This is a genomic window from Metapseudomonas resinovorans, assembly GCF_002003485.1.
GTDB lineage: Bacteria > Pseudomonadota > Gammaproteobacteria > Pseudomonadales > Pseudomonadaceae > Metapseudomonas > Metapseudomonas resinovorans_D.
Map to the genome: position 1 here is coordinate 24,127 of NZ_BDMA01000064.1, position 19,553 is coordinate 43,679.

Annotated in this window: 11 protein-coding genes; 6 read left to right on the forward strand and 5 right to left on the reverse strand. The window is 61.4% G+C overall.

The features are described from left to right. Positions 1-84: 84 nt before the first annotated feature. From MnOB_RS17590 to MnOB_RS17600, 3 genes are all read right to left on the reverse strand, one after another. Entirely contained in the window at positions 85-4,971 is a 4,887-nt protein-coding gene (locus tag MnOB_RS17590; protein ID WP_077525521.1) for a DEAD/DEAH box helicase, read from the reverse strand. 223 nt (positions 4,972-5,194) lie between these two features. Further along, positions 5,195-6,442 (reverse strand): ribonucleotide-diphosphate reductase subunit beta, encoded by a 1,248-nt coding sequence (locus MnOB_RS17595; RefSeq protein WP_077525522.1) that lies wholly within the window; start codon positions 6,440-6,442, stop codon positions 5,195-5,197. A 252-nt stretch (positions 6,443-6,694) separates the two neighbouring features. Next, complete coding sequence (locus tag MnOB_RS17600) at positions 6,695-9,586, reverse strand: ribonucleoside-diphosphate reductase subunit alpha (protein WP_077525523.1); 2,892 nt, start codon at positions 9,584-9,586, stop codon at positions 6,695-6,697. 711 nt (positions 9,587-10,297) lie between these two features. On the opposite strand from MnOB_RS17600, the gene MnOB_RS17605 reads away from it, so the two are divergent. Both MnOB_RS17605 and MnOB_RS17610 read left to right on the forward strand, forming a co-directional pair. Further along, the gene (locus MnOB_RS17605; RefSeq protein ID WP_077525524.1) at positions 10,298-11,023 is read left to right on the forward strand and encodes a response regulator; all 726 of its coding nucleotides are present in this window, start codon (positions 10,298-10,300) and stop codon (positions 11,021-11,023) included. Positions 11,024-11,055: 32 nt separating this feature from the next. Beyond that, complete coding sequence (locus MnOB_RS17610; protein WP_077525525.1) at positions 11,056-12,672, forward strand: ATP-binding protein; 1,617 nt, start codon at positions 11,056-11,058, stop codon at positions 12,670-12,672. A gap of 125 nt (positions 12,673-12,797) precedes the next feature. Here the strand turns inward: MnOB_RS17610 and MnOB_RS17615 are convergent, their stop codons facing one another. Continuing rightward, positions 12,798-13,514, reverse strand: coding sequence for a 4'-phosphopantetheinyl transferase family protein (locus MnOB_RS17615; RefSeq protein ID WP_077525526.1), 717 nt, complete (start codon positions 13,512-13,514; stop codon positions 12,798-12,800). A gap of 404 nt (positions 13,515-13,918) precedes the next feature. Between MnOB_RS17615 and MnOB_RS17620 the strand changes: the two genes are divergently transcribed. The 3 genes from MnOB_RS17620 (at position 13,919) to MnOB_RS17630 (ending at position 16,639) form a co-directional block, all read left to right on the forward strand. After that, positions 13,919-14,524: an outer membrane beta-barrel protein gene (locus MnOB_RS17620; protein WP_077525527.1), complete on the forward strand. Its 606-nt coding sequence runs from the start codon at positions 13,919-13,921 to the stop codon at positions 14,522-14,524. A gap of 61 nt (positions 14,525-14,585) precedes the next feature. Next, the gene (locus MnOB_RS17625; protein ID WP_077525528.1) at positions 14,586-15,263 is read left to right on the forward strand and encodes a response regulator; all 678 of its coding nucleotides are present in this window, start codon (positions 14,586-14,588) and stop codon (positions 15,261-15,263) included. Beyond that, entirely contained in the window at positions 15,260-16,639 is a 1,380-nt protein-coding gene (locus MnOB_RS17630) for an ATP-binding protein (protein WP_077525529.1), read from the forward strand. Before MnOB_RS17625 ends, MnOB_RS17630 begins: the two co-directional genes overlap by 4 nt. A gap of 138 nt (positions 16,640-16,777) precedes the next feature. On the opposite strand, the gene MnOB_RS17635 is transcribed toward MnOB_RS17630, so the two are convergent. Continuing rightward, on the reverse strand, positions 16,778-17,776 hold the full coding sequence (locus tag MnOB_RS17635; RefSeq protein WP_077525530.1) for an AraC family transcriptional regulator: 999 nt from the start codon (positions 17,774-17,776) through the stop codon (positions 16,778-16,780). A 323-nt stretch (positions 17,777-18,099) separates the two neighbouring features. Between MnOB_RS17635 and MnOB_RS17640 the strand changes: the two genes are divergently transcribed. Then, positions 18,100-19,395, forward strand: coding sequence for a dicarboxylate/amino acid:cation symporter (locus MnOB_RS17640; protein ID WP_077525531.1), 1,296 nt, complete (start codon positions 18,100-18,102; stop codon positions 19,393-19,395). Positions 19,396-19,553: the final 158 nt, after the last annotated feature.

Genomic DNA, 19,553 nt, shown 5'->3' on the forward strand with positions numbered 1-19,553 from the left:
TCCACCATTGCAACCATACAGCGGTCGCTCGGTTACTAGCGAAATTTCGCGTAGGCGAGAATGCTTTCTCCTGTTTCTACTCGGTTAGATATCCAGAAGTGGCAGGCTGTTGACGATCTTCTGGGTTTCCAGGCTCACGGTGACCACGCGTTGAAACAGCTCTAACGGGTACTTGGGGTTGTCCATGGTTTCGATGGCCCAGTCGTTGGCGTCGTTGACAATGCCGCTAGCCTTGTCGGTACGAACAGCCTGCCGCTCCATTACCCAGTCCAGCGCAGTTTTGCCGTTGACCACATAATCCCAGGCAGCTTCGGGGATGCCCTTGAGGGTAATGCGGTGGTTATAGATTACGGTGGTCTTGTCGCCCTTTTGGGCGAACTTCATCTTCTCCACGCGGTAATCGGCGGCGGTGAGCGTGCCTTTGGCCTCGATGGCGAGCGGGTACGGCTCAACGGTTTCGTAGTTCAGGTGAAGGTCGGCCAGGGCGCGGCCTGCCTGGCTGAAGGCCCAGAAGTCGGCGGCTTTCTTCACGGCCGGAATGCGCGGCAGTTCTTTGCTCAGGTTGTCGGCAAAGCGCTCGCGGTAGTCCGGCGAGTGGAGGATGCCATAGACGTAGTAGAACAGGTCTTCCTTGCCGATGACCTCGCCCGAATAGGCGCTGGCGAAGTGCGCCAGACCGGCATCGGTGATGGCATCGCGGCGGCGCAGACCTTCCGCCGACGAGCTGGCGAACAGGTCGTTATCCGTGGACTGGGCTGCTTCGTCGTAGAGGTAGAGCGGGAAGCACTGCGAACCTTCAATGTCCACGAAGTGAAGGCTTGGCACATAACGGGAAATCAACGCGCTAAAAGCCACCTTTTCCCCAGCAGCTGAAACACCAATCACCAGATTCTCTGCCCCAGCATCCGGGAAGATGCGCGGCATCTGGTAAACGCAGTTGTTGAAATGCTTATCGAAGTACATCCAACCTTTGGAAAATGGGCGGTAAAGGGATTTAACGATTCCCTCCGGGCGATACGGGCGATGGTTTTTCCGAGCTAAGTCCTGCTTGACCTCGCGAGTCCAGCTCATCTTGGTGGAATCAAAGTCCACAAATGCGTCTGGATCGGGCCACGCTTGCTTCGGTAGGCCTACACAGGCTGCGCTATAGCGATCCACCTCGCCGTTGTAAAACCCAATCATCTTCTCCACGGTCTGCGTCAGTGATTTCTGCGAAGCGTTATAGACCCATGCATCCCGGTTTGTTTTCACGCCATTCGAGTAGTTTTCAAATAGGGTGATTTCACTGGCGCTAGCCTTGTTTCCAAGCACGATGTACGCGGCAAATCTGTCATCGCGCTGCTTGAGCCAGTCGCCATGTTCGTCTGGGGTGATGGGCTGCCACTGCTCAATACCGACCACGCTGGCGTAGCCGGCGATCTTCTCCAGCTTTTCCTCGCGGCTGAGGTAGTCGCCAATGTCGTGGAAATAGATCTGCCCGCACGCGCTGGCATCGGGGTTCTTGACCAACAGGGAGATGGCAATGGGGGCGCGGCTGCCCATGCCAAACACGTTGTCCTTTTCCTTGCGGCGGGTTTCACCTGACGTGCGTGCATTGCCGCGCAGATGGAACACATAGAGGCTGGAGAACTCATCGGCCAGGCACTTGCGCAGACCGTCTGTAGTGTTGGCATCCAGAAAGCCAGCATTAGTCACAAAACCGATAATGCCGGCATTACCGATACGATCACTGGCCCAGCGAATGGCGCGAATGTAGCTGTCGTACAGGGCGTTTTTGAGTGTGGCTTTGGAGCCTGCCGCATAGGTGCTGCGAATGCGCTCATCCAGCACGGGATATTCAACATTGGCGTTGTTGTCGTTGGCACTGGCCTGCCCTGCCGAGTACGGCGGATTGCCCACAATCACCCGAATATCCAGCGCCTTCTGTCGTTTGCGCCGAGCGCTGTTATCCACCAGCAGGGCATCGACCAGATCGTCCTTCTCGTACATCTGGAAAGTATCGGTCAGGCAGATGCCTTCAAACGGGGTGTAATCGTCGATCACTTCGCTGTGGTAGGCGGCTTCGATATTGATGGCGGCAATGTAGTAGGCCAGCAGCACCAGCTCGTTGGCATGGATTTCATGTTTGTACTTGTGCGGCAGCTCGTCCGACTTGATCAGGCCGGACTGGATCAGCCGGGTGATGAAGGTGCCGGTGCCGGTGAACGGGTCGATGATGTGGACGCCCTTGCTGCCCAGGGTCTGGTCGAACTCTTTTTGCAGCAGGTGATTGACGCTGTGGAGGATGAAGTCCACCACCTCGACCGGGGTGTAGACGATGCCCAGGCGCTCGGTCATCTTGGGGAAGGCGTTGCGGAAGAACTTGTCGTACAGCTCGACGATGATCTTCTGCTTGCCCTGGGAGCTACTGATGCCGGCCGCGCGTTGGCGCACGCTGGCGTAGAACTTCTCCAGGGTGTCGGCTTCTTTGTCCAGATGATGCTCGTGGAGCGCGTCCAGCACGCCCTGCATGGCCTTGGACATGGGGTTGTGGCTGGCAAAGCTGTACTCATCGAACAGCGCATCGAACACCGGCTTGGTCACCAGGTGCTGGGCGAGCATTTCGATGATTTCGCCATCGCTGATGCTGTCGTTGAGGTCGTCGCGCAGCTCGACGGCGAAGGCGTTGAAGGCAGCCTGTTCCTGTGGGTTGGCCGGATTCTCCAGAATGCCCTGGATGCGGTCGATGTGGGTGCGGGCGATTTTGGCGATGTCGTTGGCCCAGTCTTCCCAGTGGTGTCGGTTGCCGCACTTTTCGACGATCTTGGCGTAGATGGCCTTTTCGATTTCCCCCACTTCATAGGCCAGCTCGGCCTGCTGGGTCATCTGGCCTTCGACATCGTATTTCGGGCGTTTCTCGCCAATGCCGTACTGGCCTTTACCGGCCTTACCGTTACTGGTGCCGCTGGATTTCTTTGCCTTCTTCTCAGCCTTGTCGGTGATGGCGATGACTTCCATCTTGCGCGGGTCTGAGCCGATCAGGTCGAGCTTGTTGACCATGGCGTCGAAGCTGTCGTCGTGCGAGCGCAGCGCCTGGAGCACCTGCCAGACGACCTTGTAAGTCTGGTTGTCGTTGAGCGCATCATGGGGCTCCATGCCGGCCGGGATGACCACCGGCAGCACCACATAGCCGCGCTTCTTGCCCTGTGCGTTGCGCATCACCCGGCCTACGGATTGCACCACGTCCACCTGGGAGTTGCGAGGCGTGAGGAAGAGCACGGCATCCAGCGCAGGCACATCCACACCTTCAGAAAGGCAACGCACGTTGCTGAGGATGCGGCAGGTGTTGGCCGGAGATTCTTCCTTGAGCCAGTTGAGCTTGGCTTCCTTCTGGCTGGCATTCATGCCGCCATCGACATGCTCGGCCTCGCAGATCAGGCGCGAGGTTTCGTCGATTTCATCGGACTCCTGATAGGCCTCAACCACCGACTGGAACATGCTGGCGATGTTGATGGAGCTGACCTTGTGCTTGGTGCCCTTGTAGTTGGGTGAAATGACCTGGCAGAAGGCTACGGCGCGCTTCATGGGCTCATCATCACCCACCAGTTGCTCGGCCAGCCCCTGCTTGGCCAGCGCCTTCCAGCAGCCGACGATCTTGGCAGCGTCGTCCACCTTGAGCTGATTGTTTTCGTCCTTCAGCAAGTCCTGGAGGCGGCGACTGATAGCGCTCTCTTCGACGGTGAGTACCAGCACCTTGTAGTCGGTCAGCAGGCCACGCTGGACGGCTTCGGAGAAGTTGATGACGAACAGCTCTTTGCCGTACAGCGCCTCGTCATCCATCGAACAGAGGGTGACTTCGCCGGACTCGGCCTTGACCTTGGCGCTATCACCGTAGATACGCGGTGTAGCGGTCATGTACAGACGCTTGGTGGCGCGGATGTAGTCGGCGTCGTGAACGCGTACGAAGGTGCTTTCGTCATCGTCGTCAAAGGTAGCGCCGGTGGTGCGATGGGCTTCGTCACAGATGATCAGATCAAATGCTGCCAGGCCGTGCTCGTGCTGGGCGCGGCTGATCACGTCGATGGAGTGGTAGGTGGAGAACACCACGCTCATGTGCTCGGCATCGTGGCGTTTGAGCATTTCCGCCGCGAGGCGATCTGCCTTAGTAGTGGCCGGGTAGCGCAGTTCGTGGGCGAAGACCTGCGGGGTATCCTCATCGGCCTTGCGCTTCTTGCCTACATCACTATCGGAGCACACGGCGAAGCTGTGGAGCAGAGTTTCGCTTTCCTGCGTCCATTCGGTAAGGGTCTGCGACAGCAGCGACAAGCTGGGCACCAGGAACAACACACGCTTGCCCTTGCCGGCCTGCTGTTCAGCAATCTTCAGGCTGGTGAAGGTCTTGCCGGTGCCGCAGGCCATGATCAGCTTGCCGCGCTCGGCGTCCTTTAGACCTGCTGCTACGGCATTAAGCGCGGTTTTCTGGTGATCCCGAAGCTGCTTGCGAGCCTTGAAAGCAACAGCCTTATTGGGCTGGTATTTGGCCCAGTCGATCTGGCTGTCTTCCAGCGCTTGTAGGTCGATCTTGTTGATCGAAAGCTGCTGGCCCTGCAAGGCGTCTTCGGCGTGTTCGCTCCAGTTGTTGGTGGAGGCAACGATGATCCGATGCGAGAACGGCGCCTTGCCCGAGGCGGTGAAAAAGCTATCGATGTCCTTCTTCTGGACGCGGTAGTCCTCGGCGTACAGCTTGCACTGGATGGCGTGGAACTCGCTGGTACCCTGGGTGCGTGCCACCAGGTCGATGCCGGTGTCGCGACCGTCCAGCCCCTGTTCCTTGGCCCAATCAGCGTACATCCACACCTTATCGTACAGGTCACGGTAGGTGGCTTCGTTGCGCAGGTAGGTGCAGATCAGCTCTTCGAAGTAGGTGCCTTTCTCGCGTTCGGTGAGAGATGCAGATCGGTAGGTGTCGAGCAGGGATTGAAGGGCGGACATTGAAGAGGAATTCCTTTTAGGCACGACAGGTGCGTCATGGGCACCAAATCTCAGCAGTCTACCAATTGGAAGGAATTGCTACAGCTTTTGAGGAGTTGGGGGCACTTAGGTATCTGCGGGTAACAAACAAAAAAAGGCTGCCATTTGGCAGCCTTTTTGGTGAAGCCGTTTCACATTTAGTGAGAAGGTTTCATGCTTTAGTGATCTTGAGCGACTACTTCCGTCAGTCCCAGCTCAGCGCGCCGCCAGTCTGGTATTCAATGACGCGAGTTTCGAAGAAGTTCTTCTCTTTCTTCAGGTCCATGATTTCGGACATCCACGGGAACGGGTTGCTGGTGCCCGGGTATTCCTCTTTCAGGCCGATCTGGGTCAGGCGGCGGTTGGCGATGAACTTGAGGTAGTCCTCCATCATCGCGGCGTTCATGCCCAGTACGCCGCGCGGCATGGTGTCGCGAGCGTATTCGATCTCCAACTGGGTGCCCTGCAGGATCATCTGGGTGGCTTCGTCCTTCATCTGGGCATCCCACAGGTGCGGGTTCTCGATCTTGATCTGGTTGATCACGTCGATGCCGAAGTTCAGGTGCATGGACTCGTCACGCAGGATGTACTGGAACTGCTCGGCGGTGCCGGTCATCTTGTTGCGGCGGCCCATGGAGAGGATCTGGGTGAAGCCGCAGTAGAAGAAGATGCCTTCCAGTACGCAGTAGTAGGCGATCAGGTTGCGCAGGAACTGGCGGTCGGTTTCCGGGGTGCCGGTCTTGAACTCGGGGTCGGAGATCGAGCGGGTGTACTTGAGGCCCCAGGACGCTTTCTTCGCGACGCTCGGAATCTCGTGGTACATGTTGAAGATCTCGCCTTCATCCATGCCCAGCGACTCGATGCAGTACTGGTAGGCGTGGGTGTGGATCGCCTCTTCGAAGGCCTGGCGCAGGATGTACTGGCGGCATTCGGGGTTGGTGATCAGGCGGTACACGGCCAGCACCAGGTTGTTGGCAACCAGGGAGTCGGCGGTGGAGAAGAAGCCGAGGTTGCGCATCACGATGCGGCGCTCGTCTTCAGACAGGCCGTCCTTGCTCTTCCACAGAGCAATGTCGGCGTTCATGTTCACTTCCTGCGGCATCCAGTGGTTGGCGCAACCATCCAGATACTTCTGCCAGGCCCAGTCGTACTTGAAGGGTACGAGCTGGTTGAGGTCGGCGCGGGCGTTGATCATCTGCTTGTCGCCAACCTGCACGCGCGCGGCGGAGCCTTCGAGGTCGTCCAGGCCTTCCTGGATGTCGAGGGCGTCGAGGGCCTTCTTGGCGCGGGCGACGGCATCGGAGTCGTTGGCCGATACGGCGCGGGCGTCTTCAACGGAGCCGGCGGCTTCGTCGTCGAGCTTGTCGATGGTCTTGGCTGCGGCCTGGGCAACGGCGGTGGCTGCCTTGGCTTCGGTGGGGTCTTCTTTGTCGAATTCGTCCCAGCTGAGCATTGTTCCTCTCCTGGTCTGCGGACCGGTCTGTGCCGGCCTGGGTGTTTGGGTGCGTGGATGGATGCACGCGAAAGCGTTGGATCAAGGACGGGGCGGTGGATTGCCCTGGCCTGTGCACACCCGGTTTGTGGGTGGGCTTGTTCGGATATCGGTGCTGCCTTTTTACCCTCTCCCCCCGGCCCCTCTCCCGCAAGCGGGAGAGGGGAGGGAAGAGCCCTCTCCCTGAGGAGAGGGGGCGGCCCGTGCGATGCCTTATTGGCAGGCTTCGCAGTCCGGGTTATCGATGGAGCATGCGCTGGGCACCGGAGCCGGTGCCGGCGCTGCAGCCGGAGCGGCTTGCAGGGTGTCGCTGCCACCTGCCGATACGGCGTTCAGCTTGCCGGTGTTGATGGTGGACTTCTCGGTGCTGGTGGCGGCCAGGGCGCGGAGGTAGTAGGTGGTTTTCAGGCCACGGTACCAAGCCATGCGGTAGGTCACGTCCAGTTTCTTGCCCGAGGCGCCGGCGATGTAGAGGTTCAGGGACTGGGCCTGATCGATCCACTTCTGACGGCGGCTGGCGGCGTCGACGATCCACTTGGTTTCGACTTCGAACGCGGTGGCGTACAGGTCTTTCAGGTCTTGCGGGATGCGCTCGATCTGCTGCACGGAACCGTCGTAGTACTTCAGGTCGTTGACCATGACCGGGTCCCACAGGCCACGGGCTTTGAGGTCGTGTACCAGGTAGGGGTTGATCACGGTGAACTCGCCGGAGAGGTTCGATTTCACGTAGAGGTTCTGGTAGGTCGGCTCGATGGACTGCGATACGCCGGTGATGTTGGCGATGGTCGCGGTCGGCGCGATGGCCATGATGTTCGAGTTACGAATACCTTTCTTGACGCGCTCGCGAACCGGGGCCCAGTCCAGGGACTCGGTCAGGTCGACGTCGATGTACTTCTGGCCACGGGCTTCGATCAGAATCTGCTGGGAGTCCAGCGGCAGGATGCCTTTGGACCACAGGGAACCATCGAAGGTCTCGTAGGCGCCGCGCTCATCGGCCAGGTCGCAGGAAGCCTGGATGGCGAAGTAGCTCACCGCTTCCATGGACTTGTCGGCGAACTCGACAGCCGCGTCGGAGCCGTAGGCGATGTGCTGCAGGTACAGAGCGTCCTGGAAGCCCATGATGCCGAGACCAACCGGACGGTGCTTGAGGTTCGAGTTGCGAGCCTGCGGAACCGAGTAGTAGTTGATGTCGATAACGTTATCGAGCATGCGCACTGCGGTCTTGACGGTCTTCTCGAGCTTGGCGGTGTCCAGCTTGCCATCGACGATGTGGTTGACCAGGTTGATCGAGCCCAGGTTGCAGACCGCGATCTCGTCCTTGTTGGTGTTCAGGGTGATCTCGGTGCACAGGTTGGAGCTGTGGACCACGCCCACGTGCTGCTGCGGGCTGCGCAGGTTGCACGGGTCCTTGAAGGTCAGCCACGGGTGGCCGGTCTCGAAGAGCATCGAGAGCATCTTGCGCCACAGGTCTTTGGCCTGGATGGTCTTGAACAGCTTGATCTTGCCGTACTGGGTCAGGGCTTCGTAGTACTCGTAGCGTTCTTCGAAGGCCTTGCCGGTCAGGTCGTGCAGGTCCGGTACTTCGGACGGCGAGAACAGGGTCCACTGGCCATCGTCGAACACGCGCTTCATGAACAGGTCCGGAATCCAGTTCGCGGTGTTCATGTCGTGGGTGCGGCGGCGGTCGTCACCGGTGTTCTTGCGGAGTTCGATGAACTCTTCGATGTCCATGTGCCAGGTTTCGAGGTAGGCACAGACAGCGCCCTTGCGCTTGCCACCCTGGTTAACGGCGACGGCGGTGTCGTTCACCACTTTCAGGAACGGAACCACGCCCTGGGACTTGCCGTTTGTGCCCTTGATGTAGGAGCCCAGCGCACGGACCGGGGTCCAGTCGTTGCCCAGGCCACCGGCGAATTTCGACAGCATGGCGTTGTCGTGGATCGCGCTGTAGATGCCCGACAGGTCGTCCGGCACGGTGGTCAGGTAGCAGGACGACAGCTGCGGACGCAGGGTGCCGGCGTTGAACAGGGTCGGGGTCGACGACATGTAGTCGAAGGAGGACAGCAGGTTGTAGAACTCGATGGCGCGTTCTTCTTTCTGCTTCTCTTCGATGGCCAGGCCCATGGCCACGCGCATGAAGAAGACCTGCGGCAGTTCGAAGCGGATGCCGTCCTTGTGGATGAAGTAGCGGTCGTACAGGGTCTGCAGGCCGAGGTAGGTGAACTGCTGGTCACGCTCGTGGTTGATGGCCTTGCCCAGTTTTTCCAGGTCGAAGGTCTTCAGCTGCGGGTCGAGCAGTTCGAACTCGACGCCTTTTTCCACGTAGGCCGGCAGGGCCTTGGCGTAGAGGTCGGCCATCTCGTGGTGAGTGGCGCTCTCGGCAACGCCGAGGAAGCCCAGCGCTTCGGCGCGCAGGGTGTCCATCAGCAGGCGGGCGGTGACGTAGGAGTAGTTCGGCTCGCGCTCTACCAGGGTACGGGCAGTCATCACCAGGGCGGTGTTGACGTCCTTCTCGGCTACGCCGTCGTACAGGTTCTTCAGGGTCTCACGCTCGATCAGCGAACCGTCGACTTCGGCCAGGGCTTCGCAGGCTTCGCTAATGATGGTGTTCAGGCGACCCATGTCCAGCGGCTGCTGGCTGCCATCGGCGCGAGTGATGCGGATGCTCGGGTGCGGCTGGGCGACGTCGCTGCCAGCGCCACGCTTGGAGCGCTCCTGGGCGCGGGACTCGCGGTAGATCACGTAGTCGCGGGCGACTTTCTGCTCGCCGGCGCGCATCAGGGCCAGTTCGACCTGGTCCTGGATTTCTTCGATGTGGATGGTGCCACCGGAAGGCATGCGACGCTTGAAGGTCGCGGTGACCTGCTCGGTCAGGCGGGCGACGGTTTCATGGATGCGCGAAGAAGCAGCGGCAGTACCGCCTTCCACTGCGAGGAACGCTTTGGTGATGGCAACGGTGATCTTGTCGTCGGTGTACGGGACGACGGTGCCGTTGCGTTTGATCACGCGCAGCTGGCCGGGCGCAGTGGCGGCCAGATCCTGATTGGAATCTGCTGCCTGCGGCGCTGCGGCCTGCGGGTTCTCGCGAGTGGTGTCGGTCTGCATGGGGTTCTCCATGTTCTGATTTATGTAAGGGCGCCCGAGTCGCCTTCATTCCTTTTCACAACGCGATACGCACGGCGATGCGCCGGACGCGAAACGTGGAGCTACGAGGCAGAAGGACAGGACTCAAGTGCCTTCCTGGCCCTACAAGTCAAACGTCACGGTGTTAAAGCGCCGTGACAAACACAATACCTAGTGGTGGACGCTGTTCACGCCGCACCGGCTTCCGGCCCCCAGTCACCTTCTTTGTGTCCTGGGCCGGCACCATTCGCCTGGGGCAGATGGTGGGTGAAATACCGCTAGTTACACACCGGTGGTCAGGCCCTGAAAAAGCCTTTAGCGCTTGATTCTAATTGTGTCCGGTGGTACGCCCTCACCCCAATATGTAGGGGCTGGGCTTGATGGGGGTACAAGATAATGCGCTGTTGGGGGTATTGCAAGGCGACCCACAACATCTAGCCTGTGGATAACTTGTGGGTGATTTGTGGGTGACTGCGGAGTAACGGAGGCAAAGGCCCAGTGGCTCTAGGCTCTGCCGTTCGTCGCCGCCGAAAGGACGTTTTTCGAGGTGCGGCGGCGCTGTCGATGGCGTCGCAAGCTAACACAATATCTTGTGTTTTCGGATCTGGTTGGCATGCGCTGTGCTATCGGTCCGTCATTGATACAATGCGCCCCTTTTCATGATGGTCTGGACGCTGTCTACGGGAGTGCGTGGTGGAGCAAGAAGCCTGGCGAATCCTCATAGTCGAAGACGATCAGCGACTGGCCGATCTGACGCGCGAGTATCTGGAAGGCAACGGCCTGCAGGTGGCCATCGAATCCGATGGCGGCCAGGCGGTGGCGCGCATTCTCAAGGAGCGCCCCGATCTGGTGGTGCTGGACCTGATGCTGCCGGGCGAGGATGGCCTGTCCATCTGCCGCAAGCTGCGCGGCCAGTACGAGGGGCCGATCCTGATGCTCACCGCGCGCACCGACGACATGGACCAGATTCTCGGGCTGGAGCTCGGCGCCGACGACTACGTCTGCAAGCCGGTACGCCCGCGTGTGCTGTTGGCGCGCATCCGTGCGCTGTTGCGGCGCACCGAGGCGGTGGCCGAAGCGCCGGTGGCAGAGAACCAGCGGCGGCTGGAGTTCGGCCCGCTGGTCATCGACAACGCCATGCGCGAGGCCTGGCTCAGTGAGCGCAGCATCGAGCTGACCAGCGCCGAGTTCGACCTGCTCTGGCTGCTGGCAGTGAACGCCGGCCGCATCCTGTCCCGTGAGGAGATCTTCAACTCCCTGCGCGGCATCGAGTACGACGGCCAGGACCGCTCCATCGACGTGCGCATTTCGCGCATCCGCCCGAAGATCGGGGACGACCCCATGCACCCGCGCCTGATCAAGACAGTGCGCAGCAAGGGCTACCTATTTGTAAGAGAGGCCGCTGAAGGGCTGGTCTGAACCGCCTTTGGTCACCATTTGAGCAATTGGGCATGAACTCGATCTTCCTGCGTATCTATGGCGGCATGCTGGTGACGCTGGTGCTGGTGGCGCTTCTCGGCGCGTTCACCATTCACCAGGTCAACGAAGTGCGCTCCGACCAGTACCGCGAGAGCCTCGCCCGCGGCACCTTCCGCCTGATGGCGGACAATCTCCAGCCCATGAACGAAGTGGAGCGCCGCCGCGCGGTAGTGCTCTGGGGGCGCCTGCTGGGCATTCCCTTGAAACTGGAATCCATGGACGCCTCGAAGCTGGACAGCAGCGCGCGCAGCCGTCTGGTGCGTGGCCAGGTGCTGGTTGAGCAGACCGGTCCGCATGCTGCGCGGGTTTATGGCCTGGTCAGCATGAGCGAACGCCTGTTGCTTACCGGCGAGGTGGAGCAGATCAGCGAGCAGTTGGCACGGGCCACCGTCTATCTATTGATGGATGAGCTGGTGCGCTTCCCGGTCAACGAGCAACCCCAGCGTCTGGCGTCGCTCAAGGAGAACAAGCAGTTCGGCTTCGACCTGCGTCTGATCCCGTTGAGGAGCGCCGATCTCGACATCGACCAGCGCCGCCGGGTGGATGAGGGCGATACGGTGATGGCTCTGGGCAAGGATGGCGATTCCATCCGAGTATTCGCCGGGATGGTGGACACGCCCTGGGTACTGGAGATGGGCCCGCTGCACCAGATGAACCCTTATCCACCGCAGATGCTGGTGCTGATCGGCTTGCTTGGCCTGACCTTGATCGGCCTGACCGTCTACTTCCTGGTGCGGCAGCTGGAACATCGCTTGATGGGACTGGAAAGTGCCGCCACCGACATCGCTCAGGGCAAGCTGGATGCGCGGGTGCCGGCCAGGGGCGCGGACTCAGTAGGGCGTCTGGCGGCGGCGTTCAACGGTATGGCCGAGCAGTTGCAGCGCCTGTTGATGCTGCAGCGGGAACTGATCCGCGCCGTATCCCACGAGCTGCGTACCCCAGTGGCGCGACTGCGTTTCGGTCTGGAGATGATCGCCGACGCCGAAAGCGAGAGTGCCCGGCGCAAGTACATGGATGGCATGGACAGCGATATCCAGGAGCTGGACAAGCTGGTGGACGAGATGCTGACTTACGCGCGCCTGGAGCAGGGCTCGCCGGCCCTGCATTTCCAGCGCGTGGACCTGGATGCCTTGTTCGACCAGGTGATCGCCGAGCTTTCCCATCTGCGCGCCAATGTGCGCATCGAGCGCGGCCTGTGCCTGAACGTCGGGACCGATGGTGCCTGGGTCGAGGCTGAACCGCGTTACTTGCACCGCGCCCTGCAGAATCTGGTGAGCAACGCCATGCGCCATGCCGAGTCGCGGGTTCAGCTGAACTACCAGATCGGCCACAAGCGTTGCCGCATCGATGTCGAGGACGATGGCCCCGGCGTGCCGGAAAGTCAGTGGGAAAAGATCTTCAAACCCTTCATGCGCCTGGACGACAGCCGCACCCGCGCCTCTGGCGGCCATGGGCTGGGGCTGTCCATCGTGCGGCGCATCATCTATTGGCACGCCGGTCGCGCGCAGATCAGTCGCAGCGAAACGCTGGGTGGCGCGCGCTTCAGCCTGGTGTGGCCGCGGCGGCAGAGCGAGGCGGAGACGCTGTAACACTGCCGACGGGGCACCCTGTAGGGGCGAATTCATTCGCCAAGCAGGCCGAAGGTCTGCCCATCGAATCCGGGGCAGCTGCGCTGCCCTTGGCGAATGAATTCGCCCCTACAAGGAACTCTGACTCAGGCAGCGACTGCCACCAGGCTCAGCAACCGCCCCTGGAAGTCGCAATGCCAGCCTTCCAGCTCACTCCCGGTCTTCCATTCCGCCGACAGGTCGATCAGCAACCTGAGGCGCGCTCGCGCGTCATCGCAATCCAGCAGCTCCGCATCGTGGAAGTAGAAGCGCTTTTGCACGATGGGGTAGAGGGCCTTGAACAGGCTCTCCTTGATAGAGAAGGTCAGGGTGATGCGCCGGGCCTGCTGGTCGGGGGTGAGGCCGTCCAATCGTTGCAGTTCGGCCGGCGTGAGGATTTCTTCCGCCAGGCGCAGGGCGCGTTCGGCCGACATGGGTTCTTCCAGGTCCAGGCCCAGGCCACGCCACTGATTGGCGTTGGCGACCAGGGCGGTGGCCAGGCCGTGGCTGTGGCTGATGGAGCCGGTGATACCGACCGGCCAGACCGGTGCACGATCTTCCCCGAGGGCGGGCACATCGGCGCGGCCGGTCAGGGCGACGAGCGCCGCGCGGGCGCAGAGGCGGCCGGCGAGGAATTCCGTCTGCCGCTTGGCCACCGAGCGCTGGATATTGGCCGGTGCGGCAATGGCGCTGCGCGGAAAGTCGTCGGCGGCGAGCAGGGCTGGGTCAAAGCGGCAGGAGCGCATGACCACACCCGACAGGGCTTCAGGGAAGGGCCAGGTGGCGTCGAAGGGGCTGCAGCAGGCGGGGTGGATCGAAGTCATGGCGGCATTCTGCCCGGCGTTGTCAGAATCGGCCAGCGGCGCAGCCGTTTACATATGTTTGCAAATGGCAAACAAAGCGAAACGGAAGCCAGGCCCCGGTTTTTGCCAGACTAGCCGGGCGTTTCTTCTGGAACGCAGGTGAGGTTGTAGTCTGGAAGACCGGCAGTGCCGGTTCCGGACATTTTCTCTGAATTGAGTGCGGGAGCCCGGATGGGCTCCCGTTTTTTTTGCTCGCGATTCAGGGCGCGAGGGATGAGCAGACGCCTGACGGATAGGGCTTCAGACAGGGTAAGAAGTTTCGTTCAGCTCAGGTTCAAGGAGGGTTCAGGAGCGGTTCAGTGGTCGATGGGCAATCTAGCCCCGAGTTCAGCCAACTACTCGACCACTCGAAGAGGAATCGCATCATGAACCGTACCTTCAGTCGTATCGCCCTCGCTTCCGCCCTGGCCCTTGCCGCCGCCGGCGCCCAGGCCGCGGACAACTTCGTCGGCCTGACCTGGGGTCAGACCAACAACAATATCCAGAAGTCCGATTCGCTGAACGCGAACCTGAACAACCCCAACCTGGACAAGGTCATTCACAAGACCGACACCTGGGGTGTACGTGCCGGCCAGCAGACTGACGGCGGCCGCTACTACATGACCTACGAGAACTTCTCCGATACCGACGGTGGCTACAAGCTGCGTCAGCAGAACCTGCTCGGCAGCTACGACGTGTTCGTGCCGGTGGGCGACTACAACACCAAGCTGTTCGGCGGCGCGACCCTCGGCCTGGTCAAGCTCGAGCAGGAAAGCAAGGCCATGAGTCGCGACAGCAACATCAACTACGCTGCTGGTCTGCAGGCCGGTATTCTCCAGGACCTGAGCAAGAACGCGTCGATCGAGGCCGGCTACCGTTACCTGCGTACCAACGTCAGCACCGACATGGGCGAACACGGAGGTCCGCGCCTGGGCTCCCTGGACCTGCACAGCAGCGGCCAGGCCTACCTGGGCGCCAACTACAAGTTCTGATGCGTTCCATGCAACAGGCCGGGCATTTGCCCGGCCGCCTCTATGAAAGGGAGAACGGCCCATGAAACTGCTGGTCGTGGAAGACGAGGCGCTGTTGCGCCATCACCTCTACACCCGTCTTGGCGAGCAGGGACACGTCGTGGATGCGGTGCCCGACGCCGAGGAAGCGCTTTATCGTGCTGCGGAGTACAACCATGACCTGGCCGTGGTCGATCTCGGCCTTCCGGGCATGAGCGGGCTGGACCTGATCCGCCAGCTGCGCAGCCAGGGCAAGAGTTTCCCCATCCTCATTCTTACCGCCCGTGGCAACTGGCAGGACAAGGTCGAGGGACTGGCTGCCGGTGCCGACGACTATGTGGTCAAGCCGTTCCAGTTCGAGGAACTGGAGGCGCGGCTCAATGCGCTGTTGCGGCGCTCTTCGGGGTTCGTCCAGTCGACGATAGAGGCGGGCCCTCTGCTGCTGGACCTGAACCGCAAGCAGGCACAGCTGGATGGCGAGCCGGTGGCGCTCACCGCCTACGAATACCGCATCCTTGAATACCTCATGCGTCATCACCAGCAGGTGGTGGCCAAGGAGCGGCTGATGGAGCAGCTGTATCCGAATGACGAAGAGCGCGACCCCAATGTGATCGAAGTGCTGGTCGGGCGCCTGCGCCGCAAGTTGGAGGGCGGCAGTGGCTTCAAGCCGATCGACACCGTGCGCGGCCAGGGCTACCTGTTCACCGAGCGCTGCCGATGACCCAGCGATGGCGAGGCTTCTTCCACCCCACTGGGTGGTCGCTGCGTCTGCGACTGATGCTCGGTGCGGCGGCTATGGCGGTGCTGTTCATGCTAGCGCTGCTGCCGGCGCTGCGCGGGGCGTTCGTGATCGCCCTCGACCAGTCCATCGAACAGCGCCTGGCGGCCGATGCCAGTGCGCTGATCGCGGCGGCCCGGGTGGAAAACGGTCAGCTGGAGATGCCCGACAAGCTGCCGAACGAGGAGTTCGACAACCTGGAAGCCAGCCAGTTGGGCTACATCTACGACAGTGAAGGCGTCCTGGTCTGGCAGTCGCTGTCTTCACGGGACGAGCAGGTGACCTACCGGCCGCGCTACGACGGCCAGGGGCACGAGTTTCTCCGGGTCGCCGATGCCAGGGGTCGCGAGTTCTTCGTCTACGACATGGAGGTGGACCTGTTGCGCGGACAACGGGCTGCCTACAGTGTCGTCACCATGCAGCCGGTGAGCGACTACCAGTCCATGTACGACGGGTTCCTCAAGCAGCTCTATCTCTGGCTGGGGGGCGCGTTGCTGGTGCTGCTCGGGCTGCTCTGGTTCGGCCTGACCTGGGGCTTTCGCAGCCTGCGCGGCCTGAGTGCCGAGCTGGACCAGGTGGAATCCGGCAGCCGCGACAGCCTGAGTGACGAACACCCCCGCGAGCTGCTGCGCCTGACCAAATCACTCAACCGCCTGCTGGACAGCGAACGCCGCCAGCGCGAGCGCTATCGCAACTCACTGGACGACCTTGCCCACAGCTTGAAGACGCCGCTCTCCGTGCTGCAGGGCGTCAGCGAGAACATCGCCGCCAAACCCGATGACCGCCAGCAGGCGCGGGTGCTGCAGAGCCAGATCGAGCGCATGAGCCAGCAGATCAGCTATCAACTGCAACGAGCGTCATTGCGCAAGAGCGGCCTGGTACGTCACCGGGTGCACCTGGCGCCCTTGCTGGACACCCTCTGCGACGCGCTGGACAAGGTCTATCGGGAGAAGCGCGTGCGGGTCGAACGGGATTTCGACAAGGACCTGATGATCCCCATGGAGCAGGGCGCCTTGTTGGAGATGCTCGGCAACCTGCTGGAGAACGCCTTCCGCCTGTGCCTGGGGGAGATCCGGGTCAGCGCCCACGTGCGCGACGGTCATTGCGAGCTCAAGGTGGAAGACGACGGCCCCGGCGTACCGGAGGGCCAGCGTGATCGAATCCTCAAGCGCGGCGAACGCCTGGATGCGCAGCATCCGGGGCAGGGCATCGGTACGGCGGTGGTCAAGGACATCATCGAGAGCTACGACGGCGAGCTGTTCCTCGAAGAGTCGTCGCTGGGTGGAGCGGAGTTCAGGATTCGGTTTCCGTTGATTTGATCTGCTTTTCTCCCCTCGCCCTCTGGGAGAGGGGAGGGGGTGAGGGCCCGAAGTGTTGGGCCTCGTTCCTCGGCACCAACCTACGGCAGAACTGCGTTCTGCTTGGCGAATGAATTCGCCCCTACATCCCAGCGCGGCTCAAGCCTCCTGCGCCCGATAAACCCCAGGCGTAAGCCCGGTCCACTTCTTGAACGCCCGGTGGAATGCCGAGGGTTCGGAAAAGCCCAGCTGCTCGGCGATGTCCTGGATCGAGAGTTCATCCCGGCCGAGGTGGTAGATGGCCAGGTCGCGGCGCAGATGGTCCTTCAGTTCCTGGAAACTCGAACCTTCTTCCCGCAGATGTCGGCGCAGGGTCTGCGGACTGATGTGCAGGTGCTGGGCGACTGCTTCCAGGTCTGGCCAGGTGCGGCAGTCGCGGCCGAGCAGGCGGCGGATCTGGCTGGTGAGGCTGTCGCCGCCGTCGGGGCGAGCGAGCAGATCGGCCGGGGAATGTTCAAGGAAGTGCTTGAGGGTGCGTTCGTCCTGCAGCAGGGGCATGGCCAGGTAGCGCGAATGGAAGCGCAGGCTGATGCGTGGCGCCTCGAAGTGGCGGCTGGTGGGGAAGAGCAGTTCGTATTCGGCGGCGTGGGCTGGCTTGGCGTAGCTGAAGGTGGCTTCCTCCAGCCGGATGCGCTGGCCGATCAGCCAGCTGCCGAGCCGATGCCAGATAACCAGCAGGCTTTCCACCAGGAAGTGGTCCGGGTCGCGGAGCAATGTGTCATCCACCGTCAGGACGGCGAAGTCGCCTTCCCGTTCCAGCTGGATTCGCGGCGAATCGGGGAATAGACCATAAAAAAGCGTGCCCCTGACCAGGGCCTTTTCCAGACTGCGGCAATGGATGATGGCGTGGCACATCATGGCGAAGGTGCCGCGTTTGCTGGGTTGCCGGCCAAAGCCCATGTACTCGTCGTCGAGCGCTTCCCAGAGCACCTGCATCAGCCGCGCGAACTGCTCGGGCGCCACCCGTGCCCGTGGTTCGTCCAGCACGGCGGGCTGGATACCGGCGGCACGCAGCAAGGAGGTGCAGTCCACGCCGTGGCGCAGGGCACCGCCCAGGGCGGCCCGGACGAAATGGCTGGCGATGGTGCGCTCGCGCATGAGGCTGATCCGTGGTCGGGGAGGCCGATCTTAGGGCGCGGCTGGAGGCGGCCACAAGGGTGCGAGTGGCGGAAATCCCCCTGGGGCTCTGGCGGAAATCCGCCCGATCAGCACATCGATTCAAGCTTGATGTATTAGTAAGTGATTGAAATATAAGAATTTTTATAAATTATAAGACTTGGCACAGTGGCTGCTATGGAGACAGTGCCGTCCATTCGACTGGACCGCACAACAACAAAAGTCTCCCAGACAGGGAGATCCGTCGATCACAGTGACGCCAGGCCTTACGGAACAGGTCGGGATCACTTGAAAGGAACACTGCCATGTCCCGCCAACCGTTCTACAAGAGCCTGTACGTCCAGGTCATCGTCGCCATCGCCATCGGCATCCTGCTGGGGCACTTCTATCCAGAGACGGGCGTTGCGCTCAAACCCCTGGGTGACGGCTTCGTCAAACTGATCAAGATGGCCATCGCGCCCATCATCTTCTGCACAGTGGTCAGCGGCATCGCCGGCATGCAGGACATGAAGGCAGTGGGTAAGACCGGCGGCTACGCGCTGCTGTATTTCGAAATCGTTTCTACTGTTGCCCTGCTCATCGGCCTGGTAGTGGTCAACATCGTCCAGCCTGGCGTCGGCATGCATGTCGATCCGTCCACCCTGGACACCAAGGGCATTGCTGCCTTCGCCGCCGCTGGCGAACAACAGAGCACCATTGCCTTCCTGCTCAACGTGATCCCCAGCACCATCGTCGGCGCCTTCGCCTCGGGTGACATCCTGCAGGTGCTGTTCTTCTCCGTGATCTTCGCCTTCGCCCTGCAACGCATGGGTGACTACGGCAAGCCGGTGCTGGAGTTCATCGACCGCATCGCCCAGGTCATGTTCGGCATCATCAACATGATCATGAAGGTCGCTCCCATCGGTGCCTTCGGCGCCATGGCCTTCACCATCGGCCAGTACGGCGTGGGTTCGCTGGTGCAGCTCGGCCAACTGATGCTGTGCTTCTACATCACCTGCGTGTTCTTCATCCTGGTGGTCCTGGGTGGTATCGCCCGTGCCCACGGCTTCAGCATCCTGCGCTTCATCAAGTACATCCGCGAAGAACTGCTGATCGTGCTCGGCACCTCGTCGTCCGAGTCGGCCCTGCCGCGCATGCTGAACAAGATGGAAAAGCTGGGTGCCAATAAGTCCGTGGTGGGTCTGGTGATCCCCACTGGCTACTCCTTCAACCTGGACGGCACCTCCATCTACCTGACCATGGCGGCGGTGTTCATTGCCCAGGCCACTGACACCCCCATGGACCTCACCCACCAGCTGACCCTGCTGGCCGTGCTGCTGATCGCCTCCAAGGGCGCCGCCGGTGTCACCGGTTCCGGCTTCATCGTGCTGGCCGCCACCCTGTCCGCCGTTGGCCACCTGCCGGTTGCCGGCCTGGCGCTGATCCTCGGCATCGACCGCTTCATGTCCGAAGCCCGCGCCCTGACCAACCTGATCGGCAACGGCGTTGCCACCATCGTGGTCGCCAAGTGGTGCAAACAGCTGGACGAAAACACCCTGCAGCGCGAGCTGGCTTCCGGCGGCAAGTCCGAAGCTCCAGCCGCTCCGCAGACCGCTGCCTGATCGACGACTGCTACAGCGTTCTCCTCCCTGTGAGGAGACTTTCTCAAGCCCGGCCCCCGTAGCCGGGCTTTTTTTTGGTTCTTCACGGATTACCGGGGAAGGCGGCTTTGATTTTCATGAAAAAGAAGTCGCTGTCCCGATAGCCGTAGGCCATGCGC

Excerpts from the sequence above, each read along its gene's own strand:
- MnOB_RS17590 (WP_077525521.1), bottom strand. The coding sequence starts at position 4,971 with ATGTCCGCCCTTCAATCCCTGCTCGACACCTACCGATCTGCATCTCTC.
- MnOB_RS17595 (WP_077525522.1), bottom strand. The coding sequence starts at position 6,442 with ATGCTCAGCTGGGACGAATTCGACAAAGAAGACCCCACCGAAGCCAAG.
- MnOB_RS17600 (WP_077525523.1), bottom strand. The coding sequence starts at position 9,586 with ATGCAGACCGACACCACTCGCGAGAACCCGCAGGCCGCAGCGCCGCAG.
- MnOB_RS17610 (WP_077525525.1), top strand. The coding sequence starts at position 11,056 with ATGAACTCGATCTTCCTGCGTATCTATGGCGGCATGCTGGTGACGCTG.
- MnOB_RS17615 (WP_077525526.1), bottom strand. The coding sequence starts at position 13,514 with ATGACTTCGATCCACCCCGCCTGCTGCAGCCCCTTCGACGCCACCTGG.
- MnOB_RS17620 (WP_077525527.1), top strand. The coding sequence starts at position 13,919 with ATGAACCGTACCTTCAGTCGTATCGCCCTCGCTTCCGCCCTGGCCCTT.
- MnOB_RS17625 (WP_077525528.1), top strand. The coding sequence starts at position 14,586 with ATGAAACTGCTGGTCGTGGAAGACGAGGCGCTGTTGCGCCATCACCTC.
- MnOB_RS17630 (WP_077525529.1), top strand. The coding sequence starts at position 15,260 with ATGACCCAGCGATGGCGAGGCTTCTTCCACCCCACTGGGTGGTCGCTG.
- MnOB_RS17635 (WP_077525530.1), bottom strand. The coding sequence starts at position 17,776 with ATGCGCGAGCGCACCATCGCCAGCCATTTCGTCCGGGCCGCCCTGGGC.
- MnOB_RS17640 (WP_077525531.1), top strand. The coding sequence starts at position 18,100 with ATGTCCCGCCAACCGTTCTACAAGAGCCTGTACGTCCAGGTCATCGTC.